Annotated in this window: 23 protein-coding genes; 21 read left to right on the forward strand and 2 right to left on the reverse strand. The window is 67.4% G+C overall.

The window, feature by feature from the left end; genetic code table 11:
- The first annotated feature begins 203 nt into the window (after positions 1 to 203).
- The 14 genes from gyrA to cysM all read left to right on the forward strand — a co-directional run bounded on the left by gyrA (position 204) and on the right by cysM (position 16,716).
- The gene (gyrA, locus tag ACFO0J_RS13825) at positions 204 to 2,897 is read left to right on the forward strand and encodes a DNA gyrase subunit A (protein ID WP_376813678.1); all 2,694 of its coding nucleotides are present in this window, start codon (positions 204 to 206) and stop codon (positions 2,895 to 2,897) included.
- Entirely contained in the window at positions 2,894 to 4,027 is a 1,134-nt protein-coding gene (gene serC, locus ACFO0J_RS13830) for a 3-phosphoserine/phosphohydroxythreonine transaminase (RefSeq protein WP_376813679.1), read from the forward strand. The genes gyrA and serC overlap by 4 nt, the downstream gene beginning before the upstream one ends.
- Positions 4,017 to 5,105 carry a prephenate dehydratase gene (pheA, locus tag ACFO0J_RS13835; protein WP_376813680.1) on the forward strand — a complete coding sequence of 363 codons (1,089 nt, stop codon included), beginning with the start codon at positions 4,017 to 4,019 and terminating at the stop codon, positions 5,103 to 5,105. The genes serC and pheA overlap by 11 nt, the downstream gene beginning before the upstream one ends.
- Positions 5,106 to 5,115: 10 nt before the next feature.
- Complete coding sequence (hisC, locus tag ACFO0J_RS13840; protein WP_376813681.1) at positions 5,116 to 6,228, forward strand: histidinol-phosphate transaminase; 1,113 nt, start codon at positions 5,116 to 5,118, stop codon at positions 6,226 to 6,228.
- A complete protein-coding gene (locus ACFO0J_RS13845) occupies positions 6,225 to 7,166 on the forward strand; it encodes a prephenate dehydrogenase (protein WP_376813682.1) in 942 nt (313 codons plus the stop codon). Before hisC ends, ACFO0J_RS13845 begins: the two co-directional genes overlap by 4 nt.
- On the forward strand, positions 7,166 to 9,193 hold the full coding sequence (locus ACFO0J_RS13850) for a bifunctional 3-phosphoshikimate 1-carboxyvinyltransferase/cytidylate kinase (protein ID WP_376813683.1): 2,028 nt from the start codon (positions 7,166 to 7,168) through the stop codon (positions 9,191 to 9,193). Before ACFO0J_RS13845 ends, ACFO0J_RS13850 begins: the two co-directional genes overlap by 1 nt.
- Before the next feature lie 107 nt (positions 9,194 to 9,300).
- Positions 9,301 to 11,013, forward strand: a complete 1,713-nt coding sequence (rpsA, locus tag ACFO0J_RS13855) for a 30S ribosomal protein S1 (protein ID WP_376813684.1) — start codon at positions 9,301 to 9,303, stop codon at positions 11,011 to 11,013.
- Positions 11,014 to 11,021: 8 nt separating this feature from the next.
- A complete protein-coding gene (locus tag ACFO0J_RS13860; RefSeq protein WP_376814157.1) occupies positions 11,022 to 11,366 on the forward strand; it encodes an integration host factor subunit beta in 345 nt (114 codons plus the stop codon).
- Between the two features lie 226 nt (positions 11,367 to 11,592).
- The gene (locus tag ACFO0J_RS13865) at positions 11,593 to 11,916 is read left to right on the forward strand and encodes a LapA family protein (protein ID WP_376813685.1); all 324 of its coding nucleotides are present in this window, start codon (positions 11,593 to 11,595) and stop codon (positions 11,914 to 11,916) included.
- A 16-nt stretch (positions 11,917 to 11,932) separates the two neighbouring features.
- A complete protein-coding gene (gene lapB, locus ACFO0J_RS13870) occupies positions 11,933 to 13,171 on the forward strand; it encodes a lipopolysaccharide assembly protein LapB (protein WP_376813686.1) in 1,239 nt (412 codons plus the stop codon).
- Complete coding sequence (gene rfaE1, locus ACFO0J_RS13875; protein WP_376813687.1) at positions 13,168 to 14,103, forward strand: D-glycero-beta-D-manno-heptose-7-phosphate kinase; 936 nt, start codon at positions 13,168 to 13,170, stop codon at positions 14,101 to 14,103. Before lapB ends, rfaE1 begins: the two co-directional genes overlap by 4 nt.
- Entirely contained in the window at positions 14,100 to 15,104 is a 1,005-nt protein-coding gene (gene rfaD / locus ACFO0J_RS13880; RefSeq protein ID WP_376813688.1) for an ADP-glyceromanno-heptose 6-epimerase, read from the forward strand. The genes rfaE1 and rfaD overlap by 4 nt, the downstream gene beginning before the upstream one ends.
- Positions 15,105 to 15,198: 94 nt before the next feature.
- The gene (locus tag ACFO0J_RS13885) at positions 15,199 to 15,702 is read left to right on the forward strand and encodes a ComEA family DNA-binding protein (RefSeq protein WP_376813689.1); all 504 of its coding nucleotides are present in this window, start codon (positions 15,199 to 15,201) and stop codon (positions 15,700 to 15,702) included.
- Positions 15,703 to 15,810: 108 nt separating this feature from the next.
- Positions 15,811 to 16,716, forward strand: coding sequence for a cysteine synthase CysM (cysM, locus tag ACFO0J_RS13890; RefSeq protein WP_376813690.1), 906 nt, complete (start codon positions 15,811 to 15,813; stop codon positions 16,714 to 16,716).
- Between the two features lie 56 nt (positions 16,717 to 16,772).
- On the opposite strand, the gene mltB is transcribed toward cysM, so the two are convergent.
- Positions 16,773 to 17,966, reverse strand: coding sequence for a lytic murein transglycosylase B (mltB, locus tag ACFO0J_RS13895; RefSeq protein WP_376813691.1), 1,194 nt, complete (start codon positions 17,964 to 17,966; stop codon positions 16,773 to 16,775).
- A 10-nt stretch (positions 17,967 to 17,976) separates the two neighbouring features.
- Here mltB and ACFO0J_RS13900 point away from each other — a divergent pair, with 10 nt between their 5' ends.
- The 6 genes from ACFO0J_RS13900 to argE all read left to right on the forward strand — a co-directional run bounded on the left by ACFO0J_RS13900 (position 17,977) and on the right by argE (position 24,855).
- A complete protein-coding gene (locus ACFO0J_RS13900; protein WP_376813692.1) occupies positions 17,977 to 18,900 on the forward strand; it encodes a histone deacetylase family protein in 924 nt (307 codons plus the stop codon).
- Between the two features lie 72 nt (positions 18,901 to 18,972).
- On the forward strand, positions 18,973 to 19,722 hold the full coding sequence (locus ACFO0J_RS13905) for an electron transfer flavoprotein subunit beta/FixA family protein (protein WP_376813693.1): 750 nt from the start codon (positions 18,973 to 18,975) through the stop codon (positions 19,720 to 19,722).
- The gene (locus tag ACFO0J_RS13910; protein ID WP_376813694.1) at positions 19,723 to 20,652 is read left to right on the forward strand and encodes an electron transfer flavoprotein subunit alpha/FixB family protein; all 930 of its coding nucleotides are present in this window, start codon (positions 19,723 to 19,725) and stop codon (positions 20,650 to 20,652) included.
- Between the two features lie 159 nt (positions 20,653 to 20,811).
- Entirely contained in the window at positions 20,812 to 22,626 is a 1,815-nt protein-coding gene (locus tag ACFO0J_RS13915; protein ID WP_376813695.1) for an acyl-CoA dehydrogenase, read from the forward strand.
- Positions 22,627 to 22,761: 135 nt separating this feature from the next.
- Positions 22,762 to 23,403, forward strand: a complete 642-nt coding sequence (locus tag ACFO0J_RS13920; RefSeq protein WP_376813696.1) for a peroxiredoxin — start codon at positions 22,762 to 22,764, stop codon at positions 23,401 to 23,403.
- A gap of 291 nt (positions 23,404 to 23,694) precedes the next feature.
- Positions 23,695 to 24,855, forward strand: a complete 1,161-nt coding sequence (gene argE / locus ACFO0J_RS13925) for an acetylornithine deacetylase (RefSeq protein WP_376813697.1) — start codon at positions 23,695 to 23,697, stop codon at positions 24,853 to 24,855.
- A gap of 78 nt (positions 24,856 to 24,933) precedes the next feature.
- On the opposite strand, the gene ACFO0J_RS13930 is transcribed toward argE, so the two are convergent.
- Positions 24,934 to 25,569 (reverse strand): VOC family protein, encoded by a 636-nt coding sequence (locus ACFO0J_RS13930; RefSeq protein ID WP_376813698.1) that lies wholly within the window; start codon positions 25,567 to 25,569, stop codon positions 24,934 to 24,936.
- Positions 25,570 to 25,909: 340 nt separating this feature from the next.
- Here ACFO0J_RS13930 and ACFO0J_RS13935 point away from each other — a divergent pair, with 340 nt between their 5' ends.
- Positions 25,910 to 26,170 carry a hypothetical protein gene (locus ACFO0J_RS13935; protein WP_376813699.1) on the forward strand — a complete coding sequence of 87 codons (261 nt, stop codon included), beginning with the start codon at positions 25,910 to 25,912 and terminating at the stop codon, positions 26,168 to 26,170.
- Positions 26,171 to 26,226: the final 56 nt, after the last annotated feature.

Raw genomic sequence — 26,226 nt, forward strand, 5'->3', positions numbered from 1 at the left:
CGTGCGCCCTCTGGGGGCTATTTACGTGAATGGATGTGGCTGGGTGTAGGCTTTTCGCAACATCCAATGGGTCGAACGCGGTTTGCGGGCGCCGGCATCATCCTATGGGCCGTCCGGCCGGAGCCCTGGAGCGAATGATAGAATCCCTGATTGGCCGGGGAGCCGGTCCAGTCATTCAAGCCTGTAGGTTTTTCGGATACGCCATGGATTCTTTCGCCAAAGAGACGCTGCCCATTTCGCTCGAAGACGAAATGCGGCGCAGCTACCTGGATTACGCAATGAGCGTGATCGTGGGGCGCGCCCTGCCGGACGTGCGCGACGGGCTCAAGCCCGTGCACCGGCGGGTCCTGTTCGCCATGCACGAACTGAACAACGACTGGAACCGCGCCTATAAGAAGTCCGCGCGTATCGTCGGGGACGTGATCGGTAAATATCACCCGCACGGCGACTCGGCGGTGTACGACACCATCGTGCGCATGGCCCAGGATTTCTCGCTGCGCTATATGCTGGTGGACGGCCAGGGCAACTTCGGCTCGATCGACGGCGACAACGCGGCGGCCATGCGGTACACCGAAGTCCGCCTGTCGAAGATCGCCCATGAACTGCTGGCCGACATCGACCAGGAAACCGTGGACTTCGGCCCCAACTACGACGGCAGCGAACAGGAACCCCTGCTGTTGCCCTCGCGCCTGCCCAACCTGCTGGTCAACGGCAGCGCCGGGATCGCGGTGGGCATGGCGACCAACATTCCGCCGCACAACCTGTCCGAGGTCGTCGAGGGCTGCCTGTACTGCCTGCGCAATCCCGACTGCACCATCGACGAGCTGATCGAGCGCATCCCCGCGCCGGATTTCCCCACGGGCGGCATCATCTACGGCATGGCCGGCGTGCGCGAAGGCTATCGCACCGGGCGTGGACGGGTGATCATGCGCGCCAAGGTCCACTTCGAGGACATGGAACGCGGCAATCGCCAGGCCATCGTCGTCGATGCCATTCCTTATCAGGTCAACAAGAAGTCCCTGCAGGAACGCATCGCCGAACTGGTCAACGAAAAGAAGATCGAGGGCATTTCCGACATCCGCGACGAGTCGGACAAGGACGGCATGCGCCTGGTCATCGAACTCAAGCGCGGCGAGGTCCCCGAGGTCGTTCTGAACAACCTCTATAAGAATACGCAGCTGCAGGAAACCTTCGGCATGAACATGGTGGCGCTGGTCGACGGCCAGCCGCGCCTGCTGAACCTGAAGCAGATGGTGCAGTACTTCCTGCAGCACCGCCGCGAGGTCGTCACCCGCCGGACGATCTTCCAATTGCGCAAGGCTCGCGAACGCGGCCACGTGCTGGAAGGCCTGGCGGTGGCCCTGGCCAATATCGATGACTTCATCGCCATCATCAAGGCCGCGCCCACCCCGCCGGTGGCTCGCCAGGCTTTGATGGACCGCAGCTGGGATTCGTCCCTGGTGCGTGAAATGCTGGACCGCGCCGACTCCAACATCGCCTCGGGCGGTCGCGCCGCCTACCGTCCGGAAGGCCTGGACGCGCATTTCGGCGTGCAGGCCGACGGCCAGTACCGCCTGTCCGAAGTCCAGGCCCAGGAAATCCTGAACATGCGCCTGCAGCGCCTGACCGGCCTGGAGCAGGACAAGATCGTCGGCGAATACCGCGAGATCATGGACACCATCGCCGACCTGCTGGACATCCTGGCACGTCCGGAACGGGTCACCGCGATCATCGGCGACGAATTGCAGGCGGTCCGCGCCGAATTCTCCAATGCCAACAACGACCGGCGCCGTTCGGACATCGAATACAACGCCACGGAACTGGAAACCGAAGACCTGATCACCCCCATGGACATGGTGGTGACGCTGTCGCGCAGCGGCTACATCAAGAGCCAGCCCTTGTCCGAATACCGCTCGCAGAAGCGCGGCGGGCGCGGCAAGCAGGCGACGGCAATGAAGGAAGACGACTGGATCGACCAGCTCTTCATCGCCAATACGCACGACTACCTGCTGTGCTTCTCCGACCGGGGCCGAGTCTACTGGCTCAAGGTCTGGGAAGTGCCCCAGGGTTCGCGCAACTCGCGCGGCCGTCCCATCGTCAATATGTTCCCGCTGGTCGACGGCGAGACCATCACTGTGGTGCTGTCGGTCAAGGCTTTCAGCGAAGATCACTACGTCTTCATGGCCACCTCGCGCGGGACGGTCAAGAAGACCCCGCTGTCGGACTTCTCCAATCCCCGCAAGGCCGGCATCATTGCCGTCGGCCTGGATGACGGCGACTTCCTGATCGGCGCCGAACTGACCGACGGCCAGCACGACGTGATGCTGTTCTCCGACGCCGGCAAGGCCGTGCGCTTTGACGAGAACGACGTGCGCCCGATGGGCCGCACGGCGCGCGGCGTGCGCGGCATGTCGCTGGAAGACGGCCAGACCGTGATCGCCCTGCTGGTGGCCGAAGACGAAACCCAGAGCGTGCTGACGGCCACCGAAAACGGCTACGGCAAGCGCACCTCCATCGTCGAGTACACGCGCCACGGACGCGGCACCAAGGGCATGATCGCCATCCAGACCTCGGCGCGCAACGGCAAGGTCGTCAGCGCCGTGCTGGTGCGCCCCGAGGACGAAATCATGCTGATCACCAACGGCGGGGTGCTGGTGCGCACGCGGGTCTCCGAGATCCGCGAGATGGGCCGCGCCACCCAGGGGGTCACGCTGATCAACGTGGACGAGGGCAGCCTGCTGTCCGGCGTGCGCCGCGTGGCCGAAAGCGACGCCGACGAGGATGAAGCCGAAGTCGACGCCGGTCCGGAATCGCCGGAAGGCGGCGCCGCGCCGGCTGCCGACGGCCCCGCCGCCGACGCGCCGGACGCATCGAACACTGACGAGGATCAGGCATGAGCCGCCCCTGGAATTTTGCCGCAGGGCCTTCGACCCTGCCGCTCGAAGTCCTGCAACAGGCCGCCGCCGAGATGTGCGACTGGAACGGCAGCGGCACCTCGGTCATGGAAATGAGCCATCGCGGCAAGCATTACAGCCGCATCCGCGACGAGGCCGAGGCCGACCTGCGCACCCTGCTGGCCGTGCCGGATGACTTCGAGGTGCTGTTCATGCAGGGCGGCGCTTCGGCGCAGAACGCCATCGTGCCGCTGAACCTGATCGGCCGCGCCGGTCTGGGCCGGGCGGACTATGTGCTCAGCGGCCACTGGGCGGGCAAGTCCTTCAAAGAAGCCGCGCGCTACGGCGACATCGCCGTCGCCGCCACGGCCGAAGCCGGAACCGTCATCGACGGCCGCACGTTCGGCGCCTGGTGCTGGCTGCCGGATCAGGCCGAATGGCGGGTCCGCCGCGATGCGGCCTACCTGCATCTGTGCGCCAACGAAACCATCGGCGGGGTCGAGCAGGCCGTCATGCCCGATATGGCGGCGCTGGGGGCGCCTGACGTGCCGCTGGTGGCTGACATGTCGTCCAATATCCTGACCCGGCCCATCGATTTCTCGCGGCTGGGCATGGTCTACGGCGGGGCGCAGAAGAACGCCGGCCCGGCCGGGGTGACGCTGACCTTCGTGCGCAAAGACCTGCTGGGTCACGCGCTGCCGCATTGCCCCTCGGTGTTCGACTACGCCAACGTGGCCGGCGCCCAGTCCATGTTCAATACGCCGCCGACCTACGCCATCTATGTGGCGGGTCTGGTCTTCAAGTGGCTGCTGCGCCAGGGCGGGGTGGCGGCGATGGACGCCGCCAGCGACGTCAAGTCGCGCGCGCTGTACGACTACCTGGACGGCTCCGATCTGTACGAAAACCGCATCGCGCCGGCCTGTCGTTCGCGCATGAACGTCCCGTTCTTCCTGCGGGATGAATCGCTGAACGCGATGTTCCTGGCCGAATCCGAAGCCGCCGGGCTGCTGGCCCTGAAGGGCCACAAGGCCGTGGGCGGCATGCGGGCATCCCTGTATAACGCCATGCCCCTGGAAGGGGTGCAGGCGCTGATCGGTTTCCTGAAGGATTTCGAGGCCCGCCATGGCGGATGACACCCTGCTGTCCCGGCTGGAGCCGCTGCGCGAGCGCATCGACGCGCTGGACACGCAGATCCTGGACCTGCTCAATCAACGCGCCAGCGCGGCCCTGGAGGTCGGCGAGGTCAAAAAGGCGTTCGACGCGACCGGGCCGATCCTCAAGCCCGAGCGCGAGGCCTTGATCATCCGCCGTTTGCAGGCGGAAAACGCCGGGCCGGTCCCCGAAGAAGCCGTTGCCGCCGTCTGGCGCCAGATCATCTCCACCTGTCGCGGCCTGGAAAGCGTGCTGACCGTCGCCTTCCTGGGGCCGCAGGGCTCGTTCTCGGAGCAGGCGTCCTACGAGCATTTCGGCCATGCCATCACCGGCCTGCGCTGCGAGTCCTTTGACGAGGTCTTCCGCGCCGTCGAGGCCGGGCAGGCCGACGTCGGCATGGTGCCGGTGGAAAACTCCACCGAAGGCGCCGTCAACCGCAGCCTGGACCTGCTGCTGAATGCCTCGCTGAAAGTGCTGGGCGAACGCACCATCCGCATCCATCACAACCTGCTCACCCTGACCGGCGGGCTGGAAGGCGTCACCCGGGTGCTGGGGCACCCCCAGGCCCTGGCCCAGTGCCAGGCCTGGCTCAGCCGCAACCATCCGGGGCTGGAACGCCTGCCCGTGGCCAGCAACGCCCAGGCGGCGCGCATGGCTTCCGAAGACCCCGCCTGTGCGGCGATCGCCGGGGACGCGGCCGCTGCGGCCTGGGGGCTGAGCGCCGTGGCCAGCGGGATTCAGGACGATCCCCAGAACCAGACCCGCTTCGTGGCTGTCGGCCCGCGTGATTCCGGTCCCACCGGCCGCGACAAGACCAGCCTGGTGCTGGCCGTGCCCAACCGCGCGGGCGCCGTCTACGACATGCTGGCGCCGCTGTCCCGGCACGGCGTGTCCATGACGCGCTTCGAGTCGCGGCCCGCCCGCACGGGCCAGTGGGAATACTATTTCTACGTCGATCTGCTGGGCCATCGGGACGACGAGCCCGTGGCCCAGGCGCTGGCCGAACTGCGCCAGCAGGTCGCCTTCTTCAAGGTGCTGGGGTCCTATCCCCGGCAATAAGGCCCGCTCCATGACAGATATCCAGGCACCCGACCACATCCGGGCCATTGCTCCCTATCAGGCCGGCAAGCCGATCGAGGAACTCGCCCGTGAATTCGGGCTGGACCCGGACGGCATCATCAAGCTGGCCTCCAACGAGAACCCGCTGGGCTGCTCCGACCGTGTGCGTGCGGCGCTCGCCGAGGCGGCCGGGGCGCTGCACGGCCGCTACCCGGATGCCAATGGTTTCGACCTGAAAGCGGCGCTCGCGGCACGCCACCAGGTGCCGGCGAACTGGGTCACCCTGGGCAACGGTTCCAACGACCTGCTGGAACTGGCTTCCCTGGCGCTGCTGGACGAAGGCACTTCGGCCGTCTACGCGCAGCATGCCTTCGTGGTCTATCGGCTCAGCACCCAGGCCCGCGGCGCCCGCCATCTGATGGTGCCGGCGCGCGACTACGGCCATGATCTGGACGCCATGCTGGCGGCGATCGCCGACGACACGCGGCTGGTGTTCATCGCCAACCCGAACAATCCCACCGGCACCCATCTGTCCGGTCCGCGCGTGCACGCCTTCCTGGAGGCCGTCCGGGCACGGCACGGGGACCGCGTCGCCGTGCTGCTGGACGAGGCCTACGACGAATACCTGGACCCCGAAGAGCGCGCGGACAGCACGCAGTGGGTGCGCGAATTCCCCAATCTGATCGTCACGCGCACCTTCTCCAAGGCCTATGGCCTGGCCGGGCTGCGGGTCGGCTACGCCCTGGCGCAGCCGGCGCTGACCGATCTGCTGAACCGGGTGCGTCAGCCCTTCAACGTCAACGTCCTGGCCCAGCTCGCCGCGCGCGTCGCCCTGGCCGACACCGGCTTCCTGGACCGGACCTACGCCCTGAACCGGGCGGGCCGGACGCAGTTGCAGGACGGCTTCACCGCCCTGGGGCTGGATTTCGTGCCCAGCCACACGAATTTCGTGCTGGTGCGCGTGGGGGATGCCGCGCGCATCAACGTCGAACTCCTGCGCCGGGGCATCATCGTGCGGCCCGTGGCGGGCGACGGCCTGCCCGAGCACCTGCGGGTCAGCATCGGCCTGCCGGAAGAAAACGCCCGCCTGCTCGATGCGCTGAAGGCTGTGCTGCAGGGATGAGCGAGCCGGGCGAATCCGTTCCCCCGCAGGGCCGTTCCCAAACCGAAGGCGCCGCATGGGGGCAACCCTCCGTTCCCACCCTGGCCGTCGTCGGCACGGGGTTGATCGGCGGCTCGTTCGCGGCCGCCTTGCGCCGGGTCGGGCAGGTGGGCCGGGTGCTGGGGGTCGGGCGCACGCCCGCCTCGCTTCAGCGCGCGCGCGACCTGGGGCTGATCGACGAGATCGCCGATCTGTCCTACGCGGCGGCCGAGGCCGACCTGATCTTTCTGGCCACGCCGGTGGGCGCCATGGCGCCGATTCTGCGGGATCTGGCGCCGGTGCTGCGGCCGGACGCGCTGGTCACCGACGCCGGCAGCACCAAGGCCGACGTGGCCCGCCTGGCGCAGGACATCCTGGGCGATCGCTACACGCAGTTCATCCCCGGCCATCCCATTGCGGGCTCGGAAATGACCGGCCCCGAAGCGGCCGATCCCATGCTGTATCACGGCCGCAAGGTCGTGCTGACCCCGTTCGACGAGACGCCGGGCGTGCTGCAGCATCGCCTGATCCGGGCCTGGGAGGCCTGCGGCGCGCGTGTGGCGCTGATGACGCCCGAAGCCCACGACCGGGCGCTGGCCGCCGTCAGTCACGTGCCGCATTTTCTGGCGGCCGCCTATATGGCCGGCATCGTCCGCTCGGACGACGCCGACACGCGCCTGAACCTGGCCGGCACGGGATTCCGCGACTTCACCCGGATCGCGGCGGGTTCCGCCGAGGTCTGGCGCGATATTTTTCTTTCCAACCGGACGGCGGTGCTGCGCGAACTGGACGATTTCGAACAGGCGCTGCGGCTGCTGCGGACGAGCCTCGAAGGCGAACCCGACGCCGCCGCCCTTGAAGCCCAGCTCGAACAGGCGGCGCTTGCCCGCCGGTTCTGGGGCGGCAGGAGCCAGATGTGATGCACACGAGCAGCGCCGACGCGCATGAACCTTCCCTGCGCCTGGAACCGGCCGTGCATGCGCGCGGTTCGGTGACGCTGCCGGGTTCCAAGAGCATTTCCAACCGGGCGCTGCTGCTGGCGGCGCTGGCCGAAGGCGCCACCGGACTGGATGGCCTGCTGGATTCCGACGACACGCGGGTCATGCGCGCAGCCCTGCAGGCCCTGGGCCTGAGCTTGCGCCAGACCGGCGAGGATTCGCTCAGCCTGGACGGCGCGGCGGACTGGCCGAACACACAAGCCGACCTGTTTCTGGGCAATGCGGGCACGGCCTTCCGGCCGCTGACGGCCGCTCTGGCGATGATGGGCGGCGACTACCGCCTGTCCGGCGTGCCGCGCATGCACGAACGGCCCATCGGCGACCTGGTCGAGGCCTTGCGCGGTCTGGGCTGCGACATCACCTATGAAGGGCAGGAGGGCTATCCGCCCTTGCGCATCGGCCGCGGGGCCTTGGACGTGAGCCGGCCCGTCCGGGTGCGCGGCTCCGTGTCCAGCCAGTTTCTGACGGCGCTGCTGATGGCCGCGCCGATCGCGGCGCGGCGGAGCGGCCGGGACGTGGTCATCGAGCTGGACGGCCCGCTGATCTCCAAGCCCTACATCCTGATCACCCTGAACCTGATGGAACGCTTTGGCGTGCGCGTGCGCTGCGAGGGCTGGGAACGCTTCACCATCCCGGCCGACGCGCGCTACCGCGCCCCGGGCCGTTACCGGGTCGAGGGCGATGCCTCGTCCGCCTCGTATTTCCTGGGGCTGGGCGCCGTCGCGGGCGGTCCGATCCGCATCGAAGGCGTCGGCGGCAACAGCATCCAGGGCGACGTGGCCTTTGCCGAGGTGGTCGAGGCCATGGGCGCGCAGGTCGAACGCGAGGCCGACGCCCTGGTGGTGCGCGGACCGGCCGTGGCCCGGGGCGCACGGCTCAAGGCCTTCGATCGGGACTTCAACCTGATCCCCGACGCCGCCATGACCGCCGCCGTGCTGGCCCTGTACGCCGACGGCCCTTGCCGGCTGCGCAACATCGCCAGCTGGCGGGTCAAGGAAACCGACCGCATCGACGCCATGCACGCCGAACTGGCCCGCCTGGGCGCGCGCGTGGAGTCCGACGCCGACAGCCTGACCGTGCACCCCTTGCCGGCCGAGGGCTGGCGCGCCGCCGAGATCCGCACCTACGATGACCATCGCATGGCGATGTGCTTCTCGCTGGCGGTCTTCGGCCCCGTGCCCGTGACCATCCTGGACCCGGGCTGCGTCAGCAAGACCTATCCGGACTATTTCACGGACTTCCGCCGCCTGCTGTCCATCGGCCGTCCTGGCCAAGGCGGCCCGGCGCGGACTGCGCCGATCATCACCATCGACGGTCCGACCGCCTCGGGCAAGGGCACCATCGCCCAGCGGGTGGCCCAGGCCCTGGGCTGGCATGTGCTGGACAGCGGCGCGCTCTACCGTCTGACCGCGCTGGCGGTGCTGCGCGAGGGCGGCGACGGCACCGACGAAGCCCAGGCGGCCCGGCTGGCGCGGCATCTGGACGTGCGCTTCGAAGACGGCACCGTCTTCATGGACGGCGAGGACGTCGGCAGCCAGATCCGCCAGGAAGCGGTCGGCAATCTGGCCTCGCGCGTGGCCGCTTGGCCGGCCGTGCGCGAGGCGCTGCTGGCGTGCCAGCAGGATTTTTGCCGGGCGCCGGGCCTGGTCGCCGACGGGCGCGACATGGGCACGGTGGTCTTTCCCGACGCCCCTCTGAAAATCTTTCTCGACGCGGGCGTCGAGGTGCGGGCGCAACGACGCCATAAGCAGTTGAAGGACAAGGGTTTTTCTGCTAACCTAGACGACCTTTTAAAAGACCTTCGGGCGCGTGATGCACGAGACCGGGGTCGGGCGCATGCGCCGCTTGTTGCGGCGGCGGATGCGGTCACTGTGGATTCGTCCCATCAGGGGATCGATGACGTAGTGCGTCAAGTGCTGGATCTCTGGTCCGCACGCGGGCCTGCCTGACGGGGCGCCTTTCCGGCGTTTTCTTCGGGCGGGATGTTTTTTCACTCCGCCGGGTGTTTTGCCTGGCGTGTCATGATTGCCCCTCGGGGCGTATGGATCTATCGTTCATGTCCACCCTTACCACTGAAGCCGCCCTGGGCGGCGAAAGCTTTGCCGATCTGTTTGCCGCCAGCATCAAAGATCAGAACATGCGCTCCGGCGAGGTCATCTCCGCCGAAGTCGTGCGCGTCGACCACAATTTCGTCGTGGTCAATGCCGGCCTCAAGTCCGAAGCCTACATCCCCCTGGAAGAATTCCTGAACGACCAGGGCGACCTGGAAGTGGAAGACGGCGACTTCGTTTCCGTCGCCATCGATTCCCTGGAAAACGGCTACGGCGACACCATCCTGTCGCGTGACCGCGCCAAGCGCCTGTCGGCCTGGCTGCAACTGGAACAGGCCCTGGAATCCGGCGAACTGGTCAACGGCACCATCACCGGCAAGGTCAAGGGCGGCCTGACGGTCATGACCAACGGCATCCGCGCCTTCCTGCCGGGCTCGCTGGTCGACCTGCGTCCCGTCAAGGACACCACGCCGTACGAAGGCAAGACCCTCGAATTCAAGGTCATCAAGCTCGACCGCAAGCGCAACAACGTCGTGCTGTCGCGCCGCGCCGTGCTCGAAGCCAGCATGGGTGAAGAGCGCGAAAAGCTGCTCGAAACGCTGCACGAAGGCGCCATCGTCAAGGGTATCGTCAAGAACATCACCGACTACGGTGCGTTCGTGGACCTGGGCGGCATCGACGGCCTGCTGCACATCACCGACATGGCCTGGCGCCGTGTCCGCCACCCGTCCGAAGTGCTGCAGGTGGGTCAGGAAATCGAAGCCAAGGTCCTCAAGTTCGACCAGGAAAAGTCCCGCGTTTCGCTGGGCGTCAAGCAACTGGGCGAAGATCCCTGGATCGGCCTGGGCCGCCGCTACCCGCAAAGCACCCGCCTGTTCGGCAAGGTCACCAACCTGACCGACTACGGTGCGTTCGTTGAAGTCGAAGCCGGTATCGAAGGTCTGGTGCACGTCTCCGAAATGGACTGGACCAACAAGAACGTCGATCCGCGCAAGGTCGTGACCCTGGGCGAAGAAGTCGAAGTCATGGTCCTGGAAATCGACGAAGACCGTCGCCGCATCTCGCTGGGCATGAAGCAGTGCCGCCCGAATCCCTGGGAAGATTTCGCCTCGAACTTCAAGCGTGGCGACAAGGTCCACGGCGCCATCAAGTCGATCACCGACTTCGGCGTGTTCGTCGGCCTGCCCGGCGGCATCGACGGCCTGGTGCACCTGTCCGACATCTCCTGGTCCGAGACCGGCGAAGAAGCCGTGCGCAACTTCAAGAAGGGCGACGAGATCGACGCCGTGGTGCTGGGCATCGACACCGACAAGGAGCGCATCTCCCTGGGCGTCAAGCAGCTCGAAGGCGATCCGTTCAACAACTTCGTGGCCACCTACGACAAGGGCGCCGTCCTGTCGGGCACCGTGAAGTCCGTCGAACCCAAGGGCGCCGTCGTGACGCTGTCCGTGGACGTCGAAGGCTACCTGCGCGCCTCGGAAATCTCCGCCGGCCGCGTCGAGGACGCCACGACGGTTCTGCACGCCGGCGACCAGGTCGAAACCATGATCATCAACATCGACCGCAAGGCGCGTTCGATCCAATTGTCGATCAAGGCTCGCGACAACGCCGAAACGGCTGAAACCATCCAGCGCATGACCGAAGCCAGCGCCTCCTCGGGCACCACCAACCTGGGCGCCCTGCTGAAGGCCAAGCTCGACCAGCAGCGCGACGAGTAATGCCTGGCCTGACCAAGTCCGAACTCATCGCCGTGTTGGCGGGCCGCTATCCGCAGTTGGCGGCCCGTGACATGGACTTTGCGGTCAAGACGGTCCTGGACGCGATGGCCGATGCGCTGGCCCAAGGCCAGCGCATCGAAATCCGCGGCTTCGGCAGCTTTTCCCTCTCGCGGCGTCAGCCGCGTGTGGGCCGCAATCCGAAATCCGGTGAAAAAGTGCACGTGCCGGCCAAGCTGGTGCCGCACTTCAAACCCGGCAAGGAACTGCGTGAACGCGTGGACCAGGGTCCCGACGGCGGCGACGCCGACGAACCCGCCACCGTCGCCGATCTGTACCAGGCCCGCATGATGTAATGCAGGCCGTGCCGCGCCATCGCGGCCGAACGACGGGCGGCGCTTCGCAAGAGGCGCCGCCCGTTTTCCTTTGACCGCCGGGATGAGTCAGGACACGGAATAGTCCCCTGCGGACTATTTCGAGCCTGACGAATCCGAGCAGCGTACTCGCTGCGAGGTGGGCGGCCTGCGCAGCGTGGGGGCTCTTTCCTTTACAATGGATAGGTTATCCCGAGGAGCTTGTCGCATGCGCTACCTGGTCTGGATTCTGCGGTTGGTGATCTTTATCATCGTGCTGCTTTTCGCCCTGAAAAACACCGCACCGGTGGATGTCGGCCTGTTCGCCGACCATGTGTTCAGCCAGGTGCCGCTGATCGTCGTGATGCTGGCGGCCTTCGTCCTGGGGGTGGCCTTCGGCCTGCTCATGGCGGCCACGGGCATGTTGCGCCGCCGCCGCGAGATCAACCGCCTGCGCCGCGAACTTGCCCGCGCCCAGGATGCCCTGGATCATCCCCAGGCCGCGTCCGCCCCGGTGATCCCCGAAACCGTCGCGCCGCTGGCGCCCCTGTAGATTCCGGGGGCGGGTCGTGGATTTCGAGCCCTGGTGGCTGATCATCGTTCCGGTGCTGTTCGGCCTGGGCTGGCTGGCGGCGCGTTTTGACTTCCGCCAGATGCTGTCGGAAACCCGGGCGCTGCCCGATTCCTACTTCAAAGGCCTGAACTTCCTGCTCAACGAGCAGCCCGACCGCGCCATCGACGCCTTCGTCGAGGTCGCCAAGCTCGATCCGGAAACCACCGAACTGCATTTCGCCCTGGGCAGCCTGTTCCGCCGCCGAGGCGAGATCGAACGCGCCATCCGCGTGCACCAGAGCCTGCTCTCGCGCGGGGATCTGCCGCTGCCGGACCGCGAAAACGCCCAGTTGGCCCTGGCCCAGGACTTTCTCAAGGCCGGCATGCTGGACCGCGCCGAGCAGGGCTTCCTGGCGGTGCTGCAGACCCGCCACGTGCTGGAAGCCTTGCGCGCCCTGGTCCGCATCCACGAATCCGAGCACGACTGGGGCAAGGCCATCGACGCAGTCCAGCAGTTGCGCGGCCGCACCGACGAACCCGTTCCGCAACTGGCGCACTACCACTGCGAGCGCGCCCAGGCGCTGATGGAATCCAAGACGCCGGACTTCGACGCCGCCGCCCAGGCCCTGGATGCGGCCGAGAACGCTGCGCGCCAGAACGGCGCCACCCCGGCCTCCGAGACCCGCGTGCGCATGCTGCGCGCCCGCTGGGCGGCCCTGCGCGGCGACCTGGAATCCCAGCGCGCCCAGCTCCAGGACGTGCTGACCACGGCGCCCGAATTCTCCGGCCTGGTCGCCCAGCCGCTGCTGGATTGCCACGCCGCCCTGGGGCGCGCCGCCGAAGGCCTGTCGCTGCTGCGCGACCAGTATGTGCGCTTGCCGACGCTCGATCTGTTCAACGTGATCTTCCGCGCCTTGCGCGCCTCGGAAGGCGCCGTCCCGGCCTGGGCCTTCGCCCGCCAGGCGCTGCGCGCCCATCCCTCGCTGCTGGGCCTGGATCGCCTGCTCGAAGTCGAACTGGCCCAAGGGGCCTCGGGCCCGGAGGCTGCCCAGGGCGGCGAGGCGATGCCGGACCAATCCCTGGTGCCGGGGGCCGATCTGGGCCTGCTGCGCAGCATGATCCACAAACACACCCAGCGCCTGGACCGCTATGCCTGCGAGCACTGCGGTTTCGAGGCGCGCCGCTACTACTGGCAATGCCCGGGCTGCAATACCTGGGAAACCTACCGGCCCCGCCGCCTGGAGGAAATTCGATGACGTCATTTCCGGCCCGGGCGGCGGCTGCCGCCCGGATCCTCGTTGCCGGCGACATCATGCTGGACCGCTACTGGTTCGGCGAAGTCGACCGCATCTCGCCCGAGGCGCCCGTCCCCGTGGTGCGGGTCGCCCGCCGGGAAGACCGCCTGGGCGGGGCGGCGAACGTGGCCCGCAACATCGTCGCCCTGGGCGCCCAGGTGGGGCTGCTGGGCGTGATCGGCGCCGACGAGGCGGGTGTCCGCGTGCGCGCCATGACGCGCGAGGCCGGTGTGCGCGACCATCTGGTCGAGGACCCCGACGGGATGGATACGACGCTGAAGATGCGCGTGCTGGGGCGCCAGCAGCAACTGCTGCGGGTCGATTTCGAGCAAGGCCCGGGCGCGGGCGCGCTGGATGCGCTGGACGCCGGCCTGACGGACATCCTGGCGGATTACGATCTGCTGGTGCTGTCGGATTACGCCAAGGGCGCCTTGTCCCGGGTCGAATCCATGATCCGGGCGGCGCGCGCACGCGGCATTCCGGTGCTGGTCGACCCCAAGGGCCATCGCTATCCGCGCTACCAGGGCGCCACCCTGGTCACGCCCAACCGCAGTGAAATGCAGGACGCCGTCGGCCGCTGGGATTCCGAAGACGACCTGACGCGCCGCGCCCAGGTGCTGCGCCAGGAGCTCGATCTCGAGGCCCTGCTGATCACCCGTTCCGAACAGGGCATGACCCTGTATACCGCCCAGGGCCGCCAGCACGTGGACGCCCAGGCGCACGAAGTCTTCGACGTGTCCGGCGCAGGCGACACCGTGCTGGCCACGCTGGCCGTCGCCCGGGCCGCCGGCCTGGACTGGTTCGAGTCCATGGCGTGGGCCAACCGCGCCGGCGGCATCGTCGTCGGCAAGCTGGGCACCTCCATCGTCACCGCAGAGGAATTGACATCATGATCGTGGTCACCGGCGCGGCCGGCTTCATCGGCAGCAACCTGGTCCGCGGCCTGAACGCGCGCGGCGTCACCGACATCCTGGCGGTCGACGACCTGACCGACGGCGACAAGTTCCGCAATCTGATCGATCTGGACATCGCCGACTACCAGCACAAGGACGAGTTCCGCCGCCGCGTCCTGGCGGGCGAACTGCCGCGTCCCGATGCCGTGTTCCATCAGGGCGCCTGCTCGGACACGACCGAGCGCGACGGCCGTTTCATGATGGACAACAATTACCGCGTCACGCTGGAATTGTTCGAATACTGCCAGGCCCGCGAAGTCCCCTTCATCTACGCCTCGTCGGCCGCCGTGTACGGGGCGGGTCCGAATTACGTCGAGGCCCCGGCCTGCGAATCGCCGCTGAACGTCTACGGTTATTCCAAGCTGCTGTTCGACCAGGTGCTGCGCCGGCGCATGGACCGCCTGACGGCCCAGGTGGTGGGCCTGCGCTATTTCAACGTCTACGGTCCGCGCGAACAGCACAAGGGCCGCATGGCCTCGGTCGCCTTCCACAACATGAACCAGTATGCGAGCGAAGGCCACGTGCGGCTGTTCGGCGGCTGGGACGGTTATCCGGACGGCGGCCAGCAGCGCGATTTCATCTTCATCGATGACGTGGTCAAGGTCAATCTGCATTTCCTGGATCACCCGGAAGTCTCCGGCATCTTCAATTGCGGCACCGGGCGCGCCCAGCCCTTCAACGACGTGGCCCAGACCGTGGTCAACAGCCTGCGCGTGCACCAGGGGCAACTGGCCCTGTCGCTGCCGGAACTGGCCGCGGGCGGGCATCTGCGCTACATCCCGTTCCCGGACGACCTGAAAGGCCGCTATCAAAGCCATACCCAGGCCGACCTGAGCCAGTTGCGCGCCGCCGGCTACACGGGCGTGTTCAGCGACGTGCAGACGGGGGTGAACGCCTACGTCAACCGGCTGCTGGAATCCGGAAAACTGACGGTCGATTGAGACTTTCCCGGACGGACATTCCGGATCAAGACCCCCTCCATTTCCGGCCCGCCCGGGGCATCATGGCCAGACCCTCACACCACAGGAGTCGGTCATGAATCCCTTTCTGCACGAAACGGCCGGTCGGCCGCCCGCCGTACCGTCCGGCGTCGCCCCCCGCTGCGTTGCCGCATCCCGCGCGCCGCTCCGGGGGCCTGCCTCACGGGCCGGGCGGCGGTCTACGCGGCATCTGTCGCACCTGCTGACGGCGGCCGGCATCGCCGCCCTGACCTGGGCCGGCGCGGTGGGCGCCGTGGACTTGAATACGGCCACTCTGGATCAGTTGCGGGGCATCCGCGGCATCGGTCCCAAGACCGCCCAGGTCATCCTCGACGAGCGCGAGCGGGGCGGGCGCTATCTGTCGTTCACCGACCTGTCGGACCGGGTGCGCGGCATCGGTCCGCGCCGGGCCCAGTCCCTGCAGTCGGCGGGCCTGACCATCGACGGCGGCGGGACGCGCGTGTCGGGGCAGGGGGCCGAGGCGCGGGCCGTCGCAGGTGCGGCCGGCGCCGGCAACCCGGCCACGCCGGTCAAGCCTGCGGCCGCTGCGCGGCGCTGAGCGCACGGCCGGGCGCGCGACGCCACCCGATATGCCGTCTTTTCATAAGCATATTCCGGCCCGGAAACGCGCCGGGACCGGCGGGTGGGCGGGTGTATGATTTCGTCCATGAAAACCTACCCCACCATCGAAGACATCATCGGTTCCACGCCTCTGGTGCGCTTGCAACGCCTGCCGGGCGATGTCGGCGCGGCGCGCGGCAACGTGATCCTGGCCAAGCTCGAAGGCAACAACCCGGCGGGTTCCGTCAAGGACCGTGCGGCGTTCAGCATGATCCGCCAGGCCGAGGCGCGCGGCGACATCCGTCCCGGCGACACCTTGATCGAGGCGACCAGCGGCAACACCGGGATCGCCCTGGCCATGGCGGCCGCCGTGCGCGGCTACCGCATGATCCTGATCATGCCGGACAATTCGACCCAGGAACGCTGCGCCGCAATGACGGCCTACGGGGCCGAACTCATCCTGACGCCTGCCCAGGGCGGGGGCATGGAATACGCCCGCGACCTGGCGCTGCAGATGCAATCCGAAGGCAAGGGCAAGGTCCTGGACCAGTTTTCCAACGCCGACAATCCCCGCGCCCATTACGAAACCACCGGTCCGGAAATCTGGGAGCAGACCGGGGGCGGGGTCACGCACTTCGTCAGCGCCATGGGCACGACCGGCACCATCATGGGGGTGGGAGCGTACCTGCGCGAACGCAATCCGGCCGTGCGCATCATCGGCGCCCAGCCGGCCGAAGGCGCCCACATCCCCGGCATCCGCAAGTGGCCGGAAGCCTACCAGCCCAGCATCTACGATCCGGCCGCCATCGACGCCTTCGAGCCCATCACCCAGGATCAGGCGGAAACCATGGCCCGGCGCCTGGCCGCCGAAGAAGGCATCTTCGGCGGGATTTCCTCGGCCGGCGCGGCCGTGGCCGCACTGCGCGTCGCCGCCACGGTGCGCGACGCCACCATCGTCTTCATCGTCTGCGACCGGGGCGACCGCTACCTGTCGTCCGGGGTGTTCAACTGATTGATTCACTGATCGGCTGCCGGACTTCGATACTCCCGTCATAGAGAGGCCGGGCGCTAGTTGCCCGGTCGGTCCAGCCGATTCGGATCCCCATAGCCGATCCGGTCGGCGATCTCGTGCGCCAGGTCGGCCACCGACGCCGCATAGAAATAGCTGCGGTTGTACTGGGTGATGGCAAAGAAATTGGGCGTGGCGGTGCGCACATCGTGGGTGTTGCGGATTTCGTCGCGCAGGTCGATCACCCCCAGCGGCTGGGCCTGCCAGGCGGACCCGCCGCCTGCCAGGGCCTGGGCGCCGGCCGCCTTGAGCGCCGCCCAGTCGCTTTCCGGTTTCAAGCTGTCCTGGGCCAGCCGCGCGGCGCCGGCGGGCAGCGACACGGGCGCGAAGACCGGCACGTCGCGCACCCAGCCGTGGGCCTGCAGGAACGCCGCCACCGAGGCGATGGCGTCATCGGTATTGTTCAGCAGGTCGATGCGGCCGTCGCCGTCACCGTCCACCGCATAGCGCATCAGGCTGCCCGGCATGAACTGCGGCAGCCCCATGGCGCCCGCGAACGAGCCCTCCACGATCCGCGCGTCCAGCGCGCCCCGGTGGTCCAGCACGATCAGGTCGGCGAGTTGCTCGCGGAACATCGCCTGGCGTTCCGGCCGGTTCGGGTCGGGATAACGGAATCCCAGCGTGGTCAGCGTGTCCAGCACCCGGTGATCGCCGGTGTAGCGGCCATAGACGGTTTCGATGCCGATGATGGCGACGATGATCGAGGGCGGCACGCCGGTGCGGGCGCTGGCCCGGTCGATCGCCGCCCGGTGTTCCTGCCAGAACGACGTGCCCGCGCGGATGCGGATCGGATCGACGTGGCGCTGACGGTAGCTGGTCCAGGCGCGGCGGATGCGGCCCGTGCGCGTGGGCGGCGTCATCAGCCGCGCGGCGGTCGCGTTGTAGTGCGCCTCGGCCAGCAGGGCCTCGACGCCGCCCAGGGGCAGGGCGTAGGTCCGGGCGGTCTCCCGGGCGAACGCCTGGACTTCGGGCAGCAGCTTGCCATCGGCGCCGAGGAAATCTCCCCGGGTTTGCACGGGTTTGCCGGGGTTGGGTGTTCTGCTAGAATTAATACGATTGTTTGAAACGATTGTTTGATTTGTCGTCTCTGACAGGGAAGCGGCGGGTGGTTTGGAACCGCTGTGGCTGCTGGCGCAGCCGGATATAAAAAGCGACGCTACGGCAACTTGCAAAATACGGGTTGGTCTGAACATAATCGCCCTTATGGAGACACTCTATATTACCCATCCAGCCTGCCGACTGCATGAGATGGGGGCCTGGCACCCCGAATCCCCTCAACGCCTGGATGCGGTGGCCGATCAACTGGCCGCCAGCGGCCTGATGGATTTCCTGTCTCACCGCATTGCGCGCCCCGCCGGGTCCGAGGACGTGCTGCGGGTGCACACACCGGAATATCTGGCGTTCCTGCGCCAGCACGCGCCGGCGGCCGGCTATTTTCCGGTGGACCCCGACACGATCATGAATCCGGACACGCTGCCGGCGGCCTGGGCGGCGGCCGGCGCCGGCCTGACGGCCCTGGACGAGATCCTGGCAGGCCATGCGCAGACGGCGTTCTGCGCCATCCGTCCGCCGGGCCACCACGCGCGTCCCGCTCAGGCCTTGGGGTTCTGTTTTTTCAATAACGTCGCCATTGCGGCCCGCTACGCCCTGGATCACTACGGCCTGTCGCGCGTCGCCATCGTGGATTTCGACGTCCACCACGGCAACGGCACCGAAGAAGCCTTCCTGGACGAAGACCGGGTCCTGATGTGCAGTTTCTACCAATACCCGCTGTTCCCCGGCACCCGCCAGGAAAATCCGGGGCCGAACATGATCAACGTCCCGGTCGATGCCTATTCCGGCGGCGACGTGATCCGCGATATTGCGTCCGTGCGCTGGTTGCCTGCCTTGCGCGCTTTTCGGCCCGAATTGATCCTGGTGTCGGCGGGGTTCGACGCCCATCGCGAGGACGATATGGGCAGCCTTAAACTGGTCGAGGCGGACTACGCCTGGATCACCGAACGTCTGGTCGAGATCGCGGCCGAATCCGCCCAGGGACGGATCGTCAGCTTTCTCGAAGGCGGTTACGACCTGTCAGCCCTGGGACGCAGCGCGGTGGCGCATGTGCGGGCGCTGGGCGGTTACTGATGGGGCCGTGCGTGACGCGATTCGTCGTCGGATGCGGCCATCCTGTTTTCTTTTCATTCTGGAGTATGCTCGATGAAGGTCCTGGTACCGGTCAAGCGCGTGGTTGACTACAACGTCAAGGTGCGCGTCAAATCCGATCACACTGGCGTGGACATCGCCAATGTCAAGATGTCCATGAATCCGTTCGACGAAATCGCCGTCGAAGAAGCCGTGCGCCTGAAGGAGCAGGGCGCTGCGGCTGAAATCGTGGCGGTGTCGTGCGGGGTGGCGCAATGCCAGGAAACGCTGCGCACGGCCATGGCGATCGGCGCGGATCGGGGCATTCTGGTCCAGACCGACGCCGAACTGCAGCCGCTGGCCGTGGCCAAGCTGCTCAAGGCGCTGGCCGACCAGGAACAGCCCGGCCTGATCATTCTGGGCAAGCAGGCGATCGATGACGACGCCAACCAGACCGGCCAGATGCTGGCCGCGCTGCTGGACTGGCCGCAGGCCACCAACGCCAGCAAGGTCGAGGTGCAGGGCGAGCGCGTGCAGGTCACCCGCGAAGTCGACGGCGGCCTGGAGACGCTCAGCCTAGCGCTGCCGGCCATCATCACGACGGACCTGCGCCTGAACGAGCCGCGCTACGTGACGCTGCCCAACATCATGAAGGCGAAGAAAAAGCAACTGGATACCGTCGCGCCCGACGCCCTGGGCGTGGACGTGGCGCCGCGCCTGAAGACCGTGAAGGTCGTCGAGCCGGCCAGCCGCTCGGCCGGCGTCATCGTGGCCGACGTGGCCGCTCTGGTGGACAAACTCAAGAACGAAGCGAAGGTGGTGTAAATGAGCATTCTGGTCATTGCTGAACATGACAACGCCCAACTGGGCGCGGCGACCCGCAATGCGGTGGCGGCGGCTGCGGCGATCGGCGGCGACGTGCACGTGCTGGTGGCGGGTTCCGGCGCGCGCGCCGTGGCCGATCAGGCGGCCCAGGTCGCGGGCGTGAGCAAGGTCCTGCTGGCGGACGGCGCCTCGCTGGCCGAGGGCCTGGCCGAGAACCTGGCCGCGCAAGTGCTGGCGGCGGCCGGCGGCCACAGCCACATTCTGTTTGCGGCCACGGCCTCGGGCAAGAACGTCGCTCCGCGCGTGGCGGCCAAGCTGGACGTGGCGCAGATCTCCGACATCGTGGCCGTGGAATCGGCCGACACCTTCGTGCGGCCGATCTACGCCGGCAATGCGCTGGCGACGGTGCAGTCCGCCGACGCGACCAAGGTCCTCACCGTGCGCACCACGGCCTTCGATCCGGCAGCCGCCACGGGCGGTTCGGCGGCGGTCGAGACGGTCGACGCGGTGGCCGATTCGGGCAAGTCGCAGTTCGTCGGCCGAGAGCTGGCCAAGAGCGACCGGCCGGAACTGACCGCTGCCACGGTGGTGGTGTCGGGCGGGCGCGGCATGGGCAGCGCCGAGAACTTCAAGATCCTGGACCCGCTGGCCGACAAGCTGGGCGCGGCGCTGGGCGCTTCGCGCGCGGCGGTGGACGCGGGCTACGCGCCCAACGACTGGCAGGTCGGTCAGACCGGCAAGATCGTGGCGCCGCAACTGTACGTGGCGATCGGGATCTCGGGGGCGATCCAGCACCTGGCGGGGATGAAGGACTCGAAGGTGATCGTGGCGATCAACAAGGACGCCGAGGCGCCGATCTTCGGCGTGGCCGATTATGGTCTGGTGGCCGACCTGTTCCAGGCCGTGCCTGAACTGGTCCAGGCGCTCTAAGCCGCTCGATGGATGCAAGCAGGCGAAAGCCTGCGCAGCGGGGGGGCCCTTTTGCCGCCGGGCCGCCCCAAGGCAAAAAGCGCCCCCTCGGGGGGCAGCAAGCAGGCGAAAGCCTGCGCAGCGTGGGGGCTCTTGCCCCCGCGCACCACAGGAATTGCGATGACATACCAGGTTCCTACCCAGGATATCCGTTTCATTCTGCGCGAGCTGGCCGACCTGAAGGGCGTGCTGGCCTTGCCGGGCTTTGAAGAAGTCTCCGAAGACCTTGTCGATGCCGTGCTCGAGGAAAACGCGCGTTTCGTCGAACAGGAAGTCGCGCCGCTGAACCGCGCGGGCGACACCGAACCGGCCCGCTGGAGCGAGCAGGGCGTGCAGACCACGCCCGGCTTCAAAGCGGCGTTCCAGGCCTTCGCGCAGGGCGGCTGGCAAGGCCTGCCGCACGAGGCTGAATACGGCGGCCAGGGCCTGCCCAAGCTGGTCTCCGCGCCGGTGACGGAAAGCATCAACGCCGGCAACCTGGCCTTTTCCCTGTGCCCCTTGTTGACCGACGGCGTGATCGAAGCCCTGTCCATGGTGGGTTCGGATGCGCAGAAGGCCCGTTTCATCCCGCCCCTGCTGGAAGGCCGCTGGACCGGAACCATGAATCTGACCGAGCCGCAGGCGGGCTCCGACCTGGCGCTGCTCAAGTCCCGGGCCGTGCGTCAGGACGACGGCAGTTACCGCATCACGGGCCAGAAGATCTTCATCACGTATGGGGATCACGACATGGCGGAAAACATCATCCACCTGGTGCTGGCGCGCACGCCGGACGCGCCCAAGGGCGTCAAGGGCATTTCCCTGTTCATCGTGCCCAAGTTCCTGGTGGGTGACGACGGCGCCCTGGGCGTCCGCAATGACGTGGTGTGCGCTTCGCTGGAACACAAGCTGGGCATCCACGGCAGCCCCACGGCGGTGCTGCTGTATGGCTCGGGCGAGGGCGAAGCGGGCGAGGGCGGTGCGGTCGGCTACCTGATCGGCGAAGAAAACCGCGGCCTGGAATACATGTTCATCATGATGAATGCGGCGCGCTACGCGGTCGGCCTGCAGGGTGTGGCGCTGTCCGAGCGCGCGCTGCAGCACGCCACGGCCTACGCGGCCGAACGCATCCAGGGCAACGCCCTGGAAGGTTCCGCCGGCCCGGTGCCCATCGCCCGCCACCCCGACGTGGCGCGCATGCTGGGCATCATGCGCGGCCTGACCGAGGGCGCGCGCGCCGTGGCTTACGTCGCGGCCGGCTATCGGGACAAGGCCGCTCATCTGAGCGACGAGGCCGAGCGCGCCCGCTGCAAGACCGCGTACGAATACTTCGTGCCCATCGTCAAGGCGTTCTCCACGGAATCCTCCGTCGAGGTCGCTTCGCTGGGCGTGCAAGTGCACGGCGGCATGGGCTTCATCGAGGAAACCGGCGCCGCCCAGTACTACCGCGACGCCCGCATCCTGCCCATCTACGAAGGCACCACGGCGATCCAGGCCAACGATTTCATCGGCCGCAAGCTGGTGCGTGACGGCGGCGCCGTGGCGCGCGAACAGATCGCCGGGATGCGCAGCACGGCGGCGGCTTTGCGGGCGGCAAGCGGTGTGCATGCCGAGGCCCTGGGCATGATCGGCGAGCGGCTGGAGACGGCGGCCGGAGCCTATGAGTCGGCGCTGGCTTTTGTGCTGGAGCACATCCGCGAGGACATCCGGGGCGTGTTCACCGGCAGCGTGCCGTGCCTGATGCTGGCCGGCACCGCGCACGCGGGCTGGCAACTGGGGCGTTCCGCGCTGGTGGCGGCCGTCGCCATCGGCGAGGGGTCGACCGACGCGTTCCACCCGAACAAGATCGCCACGGCGGTGCAGTATGCCGCGCACGTGCTGCCGCGCGCGCTGGCGCTGGAGTCGGCGATCCGGGACGGCGGGCTGGCCGATCGTTATGTGCGTCAAGCGCAGATATAAACATAACTATTTGGTATTTCAATAGCCGTTTATATTCTGCAAGAATCTTAGGTGTCAGGGAAACCTCTGCGGTTTCCTCACCGGATTCGCCGCCCGGATCGTCCGGGCGGCAGACACTTGGAACAGGAGCTATTGATGACCACTCTGCGTCTGGGCGATGTCGCCCCCGATTTTGAACAGGACTCTTCCCTGGGCAAGATCAAGTTTCATGAATTCCTGGGCAATGGCTGGGGCGTCCTGTTCTCCCACCCGGCCGATTTCACGCCGGTCTGCACCACCGAGCTGGGTTATACCGCCATTCTGTCGGGTGAGTTCGCCAAGCGCGGCGCCAAGGTGATCGCCGTGTCCGTCGACGGCAAGCAGTCGCACATCGACTGGATCAAGGACATCAACGACACCCAGAAGACCGACGTCCAGTACCCGATCCTGGCCGACGAGGACCGCAAGGTTGCGACCCTGTACGACATGATCCACCCGAACGCCAGCACCACCGCCACGGTGCGCTCGGTCTTCGTCATCGACCCGAACAAGAAGATCCGCCTGATCCTGACCTATCCGGCCAGCACGGGCCGCAACTTCGATGAAATCCTGCGCGCCCTGGACTCCCTGCAACTGACCGACAACTACAGCGTCGCCACGCCGGTGAACTGGAAGCAGGGCGAAGACGTCATCATCGCTCCGTCGATCAAGGATCCGGCCGTCCTGAAGGAAAAATTCCCCAAGGGCTACACCGAGATCCGTCCCTATCTGCGCACCACGCCGCAGCCGGATCTCTGATCTTTCCGATCGGATGTGAGGCATGCCGGTCCCGCTCTGCGGGCCGGCCGGGCCCCGACAACTGGACTTGATCCGGTTGCCGGGGTTTTCTTTGTACGGGGCGGGCGGATTACTTTTTGCCGCCGGGCCGCCCCAAGGCAAAAAGCACCCTCCTTGGGGGGGGATGAGCCCGGACACGGGACAGTCCCGGTGGACTGTTTCGTGCCTGGCGAATCCAAGCGGCTTGCAAGCCGCGAGGTGGATGCAAGCCGAAGGCGCGGCGTGGGGGGTACCATACTATCCATGGAAAACATGAGCACACGCGAATGGCTGCGGCGGCTGGTGGCCTTTGACACGACCAGCCGCAATTCCAATCTCGCGCTGATCGAGACGGTCCGAGACGCGCTGGCCGCGCAGGGCGTCACGTCCGAGCTGAGCTATGCGCCGGAGGGCGGGAAGGCCAATCTGTTCGCCACGCTGCCCGCCCACGACGGCGCTACGCAAGGCGGGATCGTCCTGTCCGGGCACACCGACGTCGTGCCGGTGGATGGGCAGGATTGGGGTTCGGATCCCTTTTCGCTCACTGAAAAGGACGGCAAGCTGTATGGCCGGGGCACGGCCGACATGAAGGGCTTTATTGCGGCCTCGCTCGCCCTCGTGCCGCATTTCCTGTCCTTGAGGCGGACCAAGCCCTTGCATCTGGCTTTTTCCTACGATGAGGAGGTCGGCTGTCTGGGCGCGCCCGTGATGCTGGCGGCGCTCAAGCAGCGTGGCGTGCGTCCCGAAGGCTGCGTGGTGGGCGAGCCCACCGGCATGCGCGTGGTGGTGGCGCACAAGGGCATGAACCTGTACCGCTGCCGGGTGCACGGCAAAGCGGCGCATTCCTCGCTGACCACTCGGGGATGCAATGCGATCGAACATGCCGCCCGCCTGATCTGCCATTTGCGGGATCTGGCGGATCAGTTCAAATCCCAGGGGCCGTACGACGAATGCTACGACGTGCCGTTCACGACCTTGAGCACCAATCTGATTGCCGGCGGGATCGCGGTGAACACCATCCCGGATGCGTGCGAATTCAGCTACGAGTTCCGCAACCTGCCCGGCATGTCGCCGGACGGTATCCAGCGCCGGGTCGAGGCGTACATCCAGACCGAATTGCTGCCCCGGATGCGCCGGGACCATGACGCCGCGCGCGTCGAGATCGAGGCGATGCCGGTGGCGGTCCTCGCGCTGGAAGCGTCCGAACGCGAAGCGATCACCCGGCTGGTGCGCGCGTTGACTGGTGACAAGGGGACGAGCAAAGTCAGTTACGGCACCGAGGGCGGGCAGTTCCAGAACGCCGGCATCCCTGCGGTGGTCTGCGGTCCCGGCCATATCGAACAGGCGCATCGGGCCGACGAATACATCGACATCGCCCAATTGACGGCCTGCGAGGATTTCCTGCGCAAGCTGGCTGGGTCACTGGTCGATTAAGGCCTGCTCGCGCGCATCCGGGGGATCGCGTGGGGCCGGTGCGCGGTCGGCCCGGGGGGGGGCGGACCCTCTGCGGTCTTACAAGGTCCGGCGCCCGTGCGGCGTGTCGATGTGCGCAACCAGGCGCGCCGCGGCGCCGGGTCCGGCCCGGCGCACGGACACCGGAGCGTCCAGTTCCAGCGACGACAGCAGGCGCGAAACGCGGTCCGGGTCGGGGTGAAAGAGTTCGAGCAGGGCCAGGGCGCATCCCCGATCTTCCATCCGCGAAGCCGGGTGCGCATCGGCGCGCCATTCGATGAGGGCAGGGGCGACGCCGTCCAGCGGGACCGAGCCATCGGCGGGAATGGTGATCAGCCAGTCGAGCGCGCCCCGGCTCATGGACTCGACCGGGCCCAGCGGCTCTGCGGCAGCGGCCGCCGTGGCCTGGATATCGGTGCTGCGCGCCACCCAGGCGGACAGCGCCGGGGATGATCCGGCGCCCAGCGTATCCAGCCCGAACCAGCGCGGTCGTCCGGGCGCCGGCGCCGCCGGATTGGGGGCGATCACCTCCAGGTACAGGGTATCGCCCAGGCGCAGCAACTGGTTGTGAGTCCCCATGCGCGGGTGTTCACCGCCGGCCTGCGGCGACACACCGAGCGCGTCGGCAACGAATGCCGTGCCGGATTCCAGCGAGAAAGCGGTGATCGCGAGGTGGTCGAGAAAGGTACGTGGCATGGGGTGTGCTCCAGGGAGAGAAACAGGCTGGCTTTACCGCCGTTCAGGATGATGCCTGCGGCGGCCCGGGGAATCGATCAGGCCGCCGCAGCCCGGCTTCGACGTCCGGCCAGCAAGCGTCTGCTCGAACATATCGAATTTTTTCTCTTGCGCCAAACACTGTTTCTTTGTACAGTATCCATGAGCACTGTATAAAACAACAGCAACGGCGCTTTTGGCACCGGGCGCACCTGGGAGATTCGACATGGCTGGATCGATGGCTTGGAACGGGACATGGGCTTGGACGGGCGCGGGTGCGGCCGGGCGCGGCGGGCCGGGGCGGGGGGCTTCGGCACGGCCCGTGCGGTCGAATACTTCGGCTGTGCTTCAGGGGCCCTGGGTGTCGGGCGGCTCGTGGGGCGGCCGTCCCGCCGGGCGCTCCACGCGTTGGGGGCGGGCGGCGCCGGCACGCCAGGCGGCGGCCTCGGTGCATCGGCCGCGCACCGGCCTGCGGATCGGTTGGCGCCGCCTGGCGGTGCTGGCGGGCGACGTCCTCATGGTCCTGACCTGGGCCGCCATGATTCCGGGCATGATGTGGCTGGGTGTGGCGGCCGGGTTCTGATATAATCCCTGGTTTGCATCCTCTGGCCCGGCAATCCCAATACATTCATGCCCGGT

It is taken from the genome of Castellaniella hirudinis (genome assembly GCF_042651965.1).
In the GTDB taxonomy this organism is placed as follows: Bacteria; Pseudomonadota; Gammaproteobacteria; order Burkholderiales; family Burkholderiaceae_B; genus Castellaniella; species Castellaniella hirudinis.